Source organism: Zarconia navalis LEGE 11467 (genome assembly GCF_015207075.1).
Classification (GTDB): Bacteria; Cyanobacteriota; Cyanobacteriia; order Cyanobacteriales; family Geitlerinemataceae; genus Zarconia; species Zarconia navalis.
Map to the genome: position 1 here is coordinate 1 of NZ_JADEXN010000202.1, position 8,404 is coordinate 8,404.

Annotated in this window: 6 protein-coding genes; 3 read left to right on the forward strand and 3 right to left on the reverse strand. The window is 50.2% G+C overall.

Going from position 1 to position 8,404, the window contains the following annotated elements; translation table 11 throughout:
* Positions 1-519, reverse strand: a 519-nt coding sequence (locus tag IQ235_RS11960) for a M48 family metallopeptidase (protein WP_264321695.1), incomplete at its 3' end; no start/stop codon positions are given.
* Positions 520-814: 295 nt separating this feature from the next.
* On the opposite strand from IQ235_RS11960, the gene IQ235_RS11965 reads away from it, so the two are divergent.
* From IQ235_RS11965 to IQ235_RS11975, 3 genes are all read left to right on the forward strand, one after another.
* The gene (locus IQ235_RS11965; protein WP_319592581.1) at positions 815-1,549 is read left to right on the forward strand and encodes a lysophospholipid acyltransferase family protein; all 735 of its coding nucleotides are present in this window, start codon (positions 815-817) and stop codon (positions 1,547-1,549) included.
* Between the two features lie 114 nt (positions 1,550-1,663).
* Positions 1,664-2,512, forward strand: coding sequence for an alpha/beta fold hydrolase (locus IQ235_RS11970; protein ID WP_264321692.1), 849 nt, complete (start codon positions 1,664-1,666; stop codon positions 2,510-2,512).
* A 543-nt stretch (positions 2,513-3,055) separates the two neighbouring features.
* The gene (locus IQ235_RS11975) at positions 3,056-4,306 is read left to right on the forward strand and encodes an HhoA/HhoB/HtrA family serine endopeptidase (RefSeq protein WP_264321693.1); all 1,251 of its coding nucleotides are present in this window, start codon (positions 3,056-3,058) and stop codon (positions 4,304-4,306) included.
* A gap of 279 nt (positions 4,307-4,585) precedes the next feature.
* Here IQ235_RS11975 and IQ235_RS11980 read toward each other — a convergent pair whose 3' ends face one another.
* Positions 4,586-7,261 (reverse strand): EAL domain-containing protein, encoded by a 2,676-nt coding sequence (locus IQ235_RS11980; RefSeq protein WP_264321694.1) that lies wholly within the window; start codon positions 7,259-7,261, stop codon positions 4,586-4,588.
* Between the two features lie 255 nt (positions 7,262-7,516).
* Positions 7,517-8,404, reverse strand: an 888-nt coding sequence (locus IQ235_RS11985; protein ID WP_319592582.1) for a calcium-binding protein, incomplete at its 5' end; no start/stop codon positions are given.

Sequence of the window (8,404 nt, forward strand, 5' to 3'; positions counted from 1 at the left end):
CCATTCATAAAAAGCGTAAATTAATCCCGTGCCGATAAAATTACCAAATCCAAAAGTCAAATCGCCAATATAAGTTGCCGTCGAAATTGCCCACAGCGCCATCTGAATTAAGATAGTATGACCGCATTTAATATGGCCGAGTTCGTGGGCGATAACCGAGCGAATTTCCGCTGCTTCCATCAGGTCGAGCAATCCGGCATTGAGGGTAATTGACGGATTCTCTTTCCCTAACGAATAGGCATTTGCCAATGGTGTTTGAGAAACGAATAAAGAGGGTTCGGGGGTAATATCTAAATCTCGAACACATTCGCGAAAAATTTGATAAACCGTCGAATATTGACGAGGTCCCACTTCGATACTATTGCCCATGTTATAGACAAATTGTGGGCGTTCGTAAACGAATTCCACAAATTTACGTGCCACCAGATCGAATCCGGGAAGGCTGCGTAGGGTTTCTTCCGCTTCGCGATCGAGAGGATGGCGCAAGGCTTCGCTCGAAATTCCAGGGTAGGTTGGCATAACTAGAAGGGGAAACAATAAAAGGGGCGAAACTCTATCTATGATACCTCCCACATCCGATCGTCGATCGCGATCGGATTTGAGGGTGGAAACATCTAACATCGGGCAAACCCACAAATCTCGAAATCTCCTCGATCCGCATCATTCATACTTGATACCATCAAGCAAACTTCGCTAAAGTGGTAAAAGGTATTGGATACGAAAACACCAAAATCTTGAATTTGACGATCGGTTTCTCAATTTTGCATTCGATAATTATCCATTTACTCGCACTTTCAAGAAAGGAAATCGGCCGTTGACCGCACTCATACCTCAAAGTCCGCTACAAATTTCGCGATCGTTCCTCACGGCAATGGGAACGCGGATGTTCGTCTACCACGAAGACCGCATTCCCATCGACGGGCCGGTTCTCGTCGTTGGCAACCATCGCAGTTTTATGGATGCCCCCGTCCTGATGGCCGCCCTCAAGCGCCCGATTCGGTTTGCTTGCCATCACTATATGGGACAAGTGCCCGTGATGCGAGATATTGTCACGTCCCTGGGGTGTTTTCCCCTCCCGGAACCGGAACGGCGGCAGCAGGGTTTCTTGCATCGCGGCAGCGAATTGCTGCACGCCCAGCAAATGGTGGGTATTTTCCCCGAAGGGGCACAGCCGATGGTTAATTTTACCTCTCCCAAAAAAGTCGGTGACTTCCATCGGGGGTTCGCCCATCTCGCTTTTCGATCGTCCGCCCCCAATTTAGCCGTATTACCCGTGGCGATCGCTTCGACGGATGAAACCACCTACCCCGCCGTTCCCGTCAAGCTTCTGGGTCTGTTCGATCCCAGCGAACCTCTCTTTGATGGGTGGGGTTGGCATCCGATGGTGGTCTATCACCGCCTCTCGATTTTAATCGGTCGTCCCTACTGGATTACCCAGTCCGAAAGACAAGCCTACCAAGGTCGGCAGGCAAAAACGACAGTCTCAAATCTCGTCGACTACACTCACCGCGAAATCACGATGCTATTACAAGGATGCAAAGACAGTTAGTACGCAAAGGGCAATAAAATTTGGGGGTGTAGAGTTGCGCGCTTGCGAACCCTGCATTCCGAATTTTCCCGTCTCCTCCATTCTGCCAACGTTCCATGTTAGTTGAGTTACAAAATGTCAACCACAAATAACAAACTCCATTTTCTAAATCCCCAATCGTCTAGTCCCGCTTGCGAAGCGTCTCCTAGCTCTCTGGGAGCGGCTGAGCCAAAGGAGAATCGCCCTTTATTTGTCTTTTTGCCAGGAATGGATGGAACGGGAAAACTATTACATTTGCAAACACCGGGTTTGAGGACGACCTTCGATATGCGGTGTTTGTCACTACCCAATAGAGACGATCGAACTGGGTGGGACGACTTGGCCTATCAAACCATCGATTTAATTCACCGAGAACTTAAAGATAGATCGAATCGATCGGTATATTTGTGTGGAGAATCGTTTGGGGGATGTTTGGCACTGCAAGTTATCGTGCGAGCGCCCGAATTGTTCGATGGACTGATTTTGGTCAATCCGGCATCCTCTTTCCGAAAACGAGCTTGGATGGCTTGGGGTATACCGTTGATTCGCAGCTTAGTAGAACCGATATACCAACTTTCAACGTTCGGACTGCTACCCTTTTTGATCGCACTCGATCGAGTTTCTAAACGAGATCGGCAACAGCTCGTTACGGCAATGCAGTCGGTGTCTTCTGCTACGGCAAGTTGGCGACTGTCTCTGCTGCGGGATTTTGATATTTTGCCCGTGCAACTGCATCAGTTTAAAAAACCCGCACTCCTGCTAGCCAGTCAAGGCGATCGCCTGTTGCCATCGGTGGAGGAAGCAGAAAACCTCGCTCGCTTTTTCCCCAACCCCAAGACGATCGTTCTGCCCGATAGCGGTCATGTTTGCTTGCTCGAATCGGAATTCAATTTATATCAAGTACTTCAAGAAACTCAGTTTTTACCCGAATTTGCGAATTGCTAGGGGGAAATCGAGCGACTCTGAATTGGGAGATTCTAGCCAGTGGGAACGGAACATCAAGGGTTTCATTCTTAAAGTCGCACATCGCGTCAATAGGTGATGAGTACTCCCGTTAAACCCGAACAGTTCAAATAGCCTACCGTACGACTGACGGCTTGGGAGCTACCGTGCAAGAAAGCTGCTACGATCGTACGTCGCGAGATCGACCGCGTACGAAAAATTCATCCCGATGCCATCTAGCTGTCATCAGAACGTCACACCCTCAAATTACTGTAGAAAGTGTCAGCCCGATCGCGTTCGTTCCTCAATCTTCCGGGCTGACTTCGGGATCTCTTGCATTAGGAAACAGGGTGTGCGATCTCAGATTTGGTGTAAGCGTTGCTACAAAACTTTCGTCCCTATGGCGTGGGTACGGTCTTTGCGATCGTCCAACTTGAGACCTTAGCTGTTGGGGAAGAGCCGAATACTCGATCGACATTCGTTCTACCAATCCCACCTAACTTCCACGTTAGATGTCGACCAATTTTTCACCTACAGGTAAGGGCTATGAAAAACAGATTTCAAGATCGGACAAACATTTTATCTTCGGACATATCAAAATCGACAGTTCGCCATCATTGGCGATCGGGTCGTCGCTATCTGGCATTAACTTTACTCGGGGCAAGCGTGCTATCGGGATGCGCTCGTCTGTCGGCATCCCCCACCACAGAGAAGACAACCGAGCGCGCCGCCACCTCATCTCTAGAGATCGCCCAATCGACAACTCCATCGGCAATTGGGGGCATCGTGCCGCAGAATTTCGTCACCGAAGTGGTGGATCTCGTCGGACCGGCAGTAGTGCGCATCGATACCCAGCGTACCGTCAGCAACCGCTTTGAGAATGAATTTAACGATCCCTTTTTCCAACCCTTTTTTCGAGGACAAACTCCCTCTCAACCGGAAGTTCAATCGGGGACGGGATCGGGTTTTATTCTCGAAGCTAACGGTCAGATCGTAACGAACGCTCACGTAATCGAAGGAGCAGATGTGGTTAGCGTCACCCTAAAAGACGGTCGCCGATTTGAGGGTCGCGTTGTCGGTCGAGACTCGGTTACAGATGTGGCCGTCGTTCAAATCGATGCTGATAATCTACCGGTGGTGACATTGGGCGATGCCGACAACTTGCAACCGGGAGAATGGGCGATCGCCATTGGCAATCCCCTCGGTTTAGACAATACGGTTACCACCGGAATTATCAGTGCCACCGGACGCTCTAGCTCTCAAGTCGGCGTTCCCGACAAGCGAGTGCAGTTCATCCAAACTGATGCTGCGATCAACCCCGGTAACTCCGGCGGCCCCCTGCTCAATCAAAATGGGGAAGCCGTCGGCATGAATACAGCAATTCTTCAAGGTGCCCAGGGACTCGGCTTTGCAATTCCCATCGATACCGTCAAGCAGATTGCCGACCAACTCGCGACTAAAGGAAAAGCCGAACACCCCTACTTGGGAATTCAAATGCTGACCCTCACCCCTCAAATGAAGGAACATATCAATCGCGATCCCAGAGCTGGACTGAGGGTGAATGAAGATCGAGGGGTTTTAATCGTGCAGGTCGTGCCGAATTCGCCAGCCGATCGCGCGGGATTGAGATCGGGAGATATCGTCAAAACCATTAACGGGAATTCGGTGACGACCACTGATGACGTGCAACAGTCGGTTAGCAAGGTAACCGTAGGCAGCGAACTCCAATTAGAGTTGGAACGCAACGGTCAAAACGTCGAAACGCGCATCCAAGCGGGAACTTTGCCTCAAAACTAGCAACACGGGGTAGTGCCCCTGTGCCGATCCCGACTCGTTGAAATTGTGCGCGGTTGTCCGACTTTCTTCCTATCAACCCATGAATCGATGGGCATTGGTGAAAGGTTAAGGTTGTATTCACTTTGTCAACAGCCCAGTAATTGACCGAAAACTCGGCACGCGCGGGGGTCTCCCAATCCCTCCGGTGGGGAACCAAACGCCTCCCCCGGTCGCGTTTGCCGGTCGTTGTGCCCCCTGCTCGTCTCACGAGGAATTCTAAGTTTTTAACCGAACTTGATATCACTGGTCGCCGATGGCGATTTCGGGTTCTCCCATGTGATGTCTGTACGAATCGAGATGGGGAGACCATCGGGGTTTTGAAGCCAACAACGCCGTTGCTTCCCGACTGGATAAAGGCTTAGAAAAGAAATAGCCCTGACCGTATTCGCAACCAATTTCCCGAAGTTGCTGCCATTGTTCGCGGGTTTCCACTCCTTCAACGATCGCATCCATCCCTAAAGTATGAGCGAGCATGACGATCGTTTGGACGATGGCTCGGTTCTCCGGTCGCTCTTCCATACAACTAATAAAAGTCCGATCGATTTTGAGAGTATCTGTCGGAAACTGGCTCAAATAACTGAATGACGAATAGCCCGTCCCAAAATCGTCAATGCCGAGCTTAATTTTAAGGGCTTTCATGTTTCTTAAGGTGTCGATGGTTCGATCGACATTTTCCATGACCACACCCTCTGTAATCTCTAATTTCAAACTGCGAGGATCGAGATGGGTTTGTTGAAGAATTCGATCGATTTGTGCGACTAAATCCGGTTGGACGAATTGCTTGCCCGATAAATTCACACTGACGATCGATGGTGCGTTCTGCCCGAATTGTGTTTTCCACAGGCGAGTTTGACGGCAAGCCTCCCGCAGTATCCACATTCCCAGGGGAAGAATTAAGCCCGTCCTTTCTGCAACGGGAATAAACTCCTCAGGCGAGACGAACCCGCGTTCGGGATGCTGCCAGCGCACCAACGCCTCAAATCCAGCAATTTTACCGCTTTGAAGCGAGACCAGAGGCTGGTAGTAGACGTGAAATTCTTCTCCAAATTGAGAGTGGGGTAAATGAGAATTTTCCTCTTCGAGCCATTGTCGGGTGTCTCGATCGGATGCTTCGAATAAGAACGTGTGTGCCATGGATTTGCGCAGATCGAGTTCGAGTTCGAACTGAGCGATGGCTTGAGATTCCATAATTGGATCGAACACTTCTGGATGGGTTTGACCCAATCTTTTGGCGCGATACATCGCCGTATGGGCATCTCGCAATAGGTCGCGGTGGCTGCCATTACTCATGGCAATCCCCATGCTGGCACTGGTGAAGACAGACTGTCCGCTGAGGTAGAACGGTCGTTTGAGTTGCTTGCGAATTCGTCGGGCAATGCGAGTGACATCCTTAAGATCTTTGATGCGATCGACGAGGATGGCAAATTCATCGCCACCGACTCGGGAAACGCGATCGGCACAGCGCAGACATCGTGAGATCCGTACGCCCATTTCTTTGAGGAGTCGATCTCCAGCTTTGTGTCCCAAACAGCCGTTAATGGCTTTAAAGCGGTCGACATCCAGAAAAATAACCCCGAGTCTCTCTTCTGGAGTCAAGCTGACCCGCTTGCTTGCCAATCTCAGATGGTTGGCAAATAAAACCCGATTGGGCAAACCCGTTAGGGAATCGTAGAAAGCATTGTAGAGAAATTTGTAGATTGCCACGCTGCTAATGGTGACCAGAAAACCCACTACTGGCAAAATTGAGGGCATCCAAACATTCAGTGCAAATAGCCCCCACGAGATGGCACAGAGTCCGAAAAGTCCCAGGACGATCGCCCCAGCTAACTTGCCTGGGTGCTTGATATTCCAGGCCATCACCCCTCCCAAGCCAGCCCAACCGAACAACCAAAGTCCTTCCATCAAATCTGGAACGAACCGGAACAGTACGGGTTTTCCCAAGGCGGCATCGAGGAGTTGAGCAGTCATTTGAGCGTGGAGAAACACCCCCGGCATTTGGGAATCTCGATCGTTTCTTGAGTTATAAGGGGTGTTAAACCGCTCTTTCAGGCTGGGAACCGTTGAGCCGATCAGAACAATTTTGCCTCGAATCGAGCTAGGCTCGAACTCACCTCGTAAAACTTGCCCCAGACCGATGCGTGGGGCTATTGAATGGGGCGAACGGTAGTTGAGTAAAATTTGGGTACCATCGAGATCGAGATGGCGATATCCTCCAGAGCTTGATTTTAGAGGAGATAAAATCGCTTTTCCGAGTTGAAGTTTCTCGACCGGGTTGGAAAGAAATTTGAGGGAAATCTCTCGATTTTGGAGATAGGCTAAAGCCAAGCGCAATGAAAAAGAGTAGTTTGGCTCTTCTCGATCTGAGGGAGTCACGAGCCAATTTCGGCGAACGACATTATCCGGGTCGGTGGGGATGTTGTTGAAACCCAGGCGAGATCGAGGCACGACTGAGGATACTTTTGCCGTTTGAGTGACGATGACGTTCTCGGCTTTGAGTTGTAATACCAAAGATGGTTCGAGACTCCCTTGGGGGCGATCGAGATCGAGTCCGATGACTTGAGGATGAGCCTCCTGAAGTCGTTCGAGAATGCGGGCGAGGAGGCGATCGGAAAGCGGCCATCGATACTCGTTAATATCTGCCTGGGTAATTTCAACCATCGATAAGCGAGAATCGAGGAAGCCCTCGCCTCGACCTTCCATCAAAATATCAAATGCTGCGAGTTCGAGCGCTTGAAATCCTCCTAACTGACTGATGACCAGTAAGACTGGGGGAACTCCCAGGGAGATCGCCCCAACCGGATGTCTCCAATTAATTCTTTTGGGGTGTTTGCGACGACCGGAAGTACCCCAGGTCGTCGTTATTGCAGATACGACAGAACAGAGTTGACGATGCAACCAATCGATCGAGAAGCTCATATATTTTGAAAGGAGCGAACTCGTCCGTGCAAACCGAGCTATAGCGCTTTACACGACCGCTCTCGCGATAGATACCGACATGAGTTAAATTTAGCGATCGCTATAGAGCAACCGCCATAATCTTTAAGTATTTTCCTCTATTTTACGTTTTTTGCTGAACCCAAATTACGTATAAGCACGGGATGAAAGATCGATCGCGACTCGAGAAAACACGCAAGTTTCCGAACGTGCCTGAGTGAAGCTCCGGTGTTTTACTTAAGTACTGAAGCTGTCTACACCCACATCACTCAACGGTACTCCTAACAAAGTCACCAAGACCGTATTCGTATTTAAATCTACAATCGCTGTCGCGTTCTCAAGGGGTAGGATAGACAGTTGGTCTACACTGAGTCCACCCGTTAATAATAAAGTATCTTCTCCCGAGACAAAATCAAAGATATTGTCAATTCCGTTTCCTGGAGCCAATACGAAGGTGTCACTGCCCGAACCGCCGAAGAGCAGATCTTCTCCGACATTGCCATCAATGCGATCGTTCCCACTGCCGCCAAAAATGGTGTCAGCGCCCTGACCTCCAAAGAGGCTATCGTTTCCATTGGCCCCATCGATCGCATCGGCATCGGCATTTCCAAAAATCATATCGTCGCCGAAATCGCCTTGTAGTGCATCGACACCAGCGCCGCCGGATATCGTATCGTTCCCGTCCGAGCCTCTTAAAGCATCGCTTTCGGTTCCTCCCTCAATGGCATCATCTCCATTTCCGCCATCAATGACATCGTTTCCTTGAAGACCGAAGAGAGAGTCGTTGCCCTCTCCACCGAGAATCGAGTCGTTACCGAGATCCCCAAGCAGGGTATCGTCTCCCAATCCCCCGTCGAGAAAATCGTTATCGCGACCCCCAAACATCTGTTCGTTGCCACTACCTCCATCGAGAAAATCGTTTCCCGAATTGGCAAACAGGCGATCGTCTCCCTCATTACCGAAGATGTTATCGCTTCCGGCCAATCCGACGACGAGATCGTTCCCACCAAGCGCTAAAAACTCGTTATTGCTGTCATTCCCCAAAAGGATATTATCGGTTTCGCTGCCGGTAACGCTGTCGAGGGGAGGCGCGATCGCCGGGGGTATCGGGGTGGGAACCAAGAC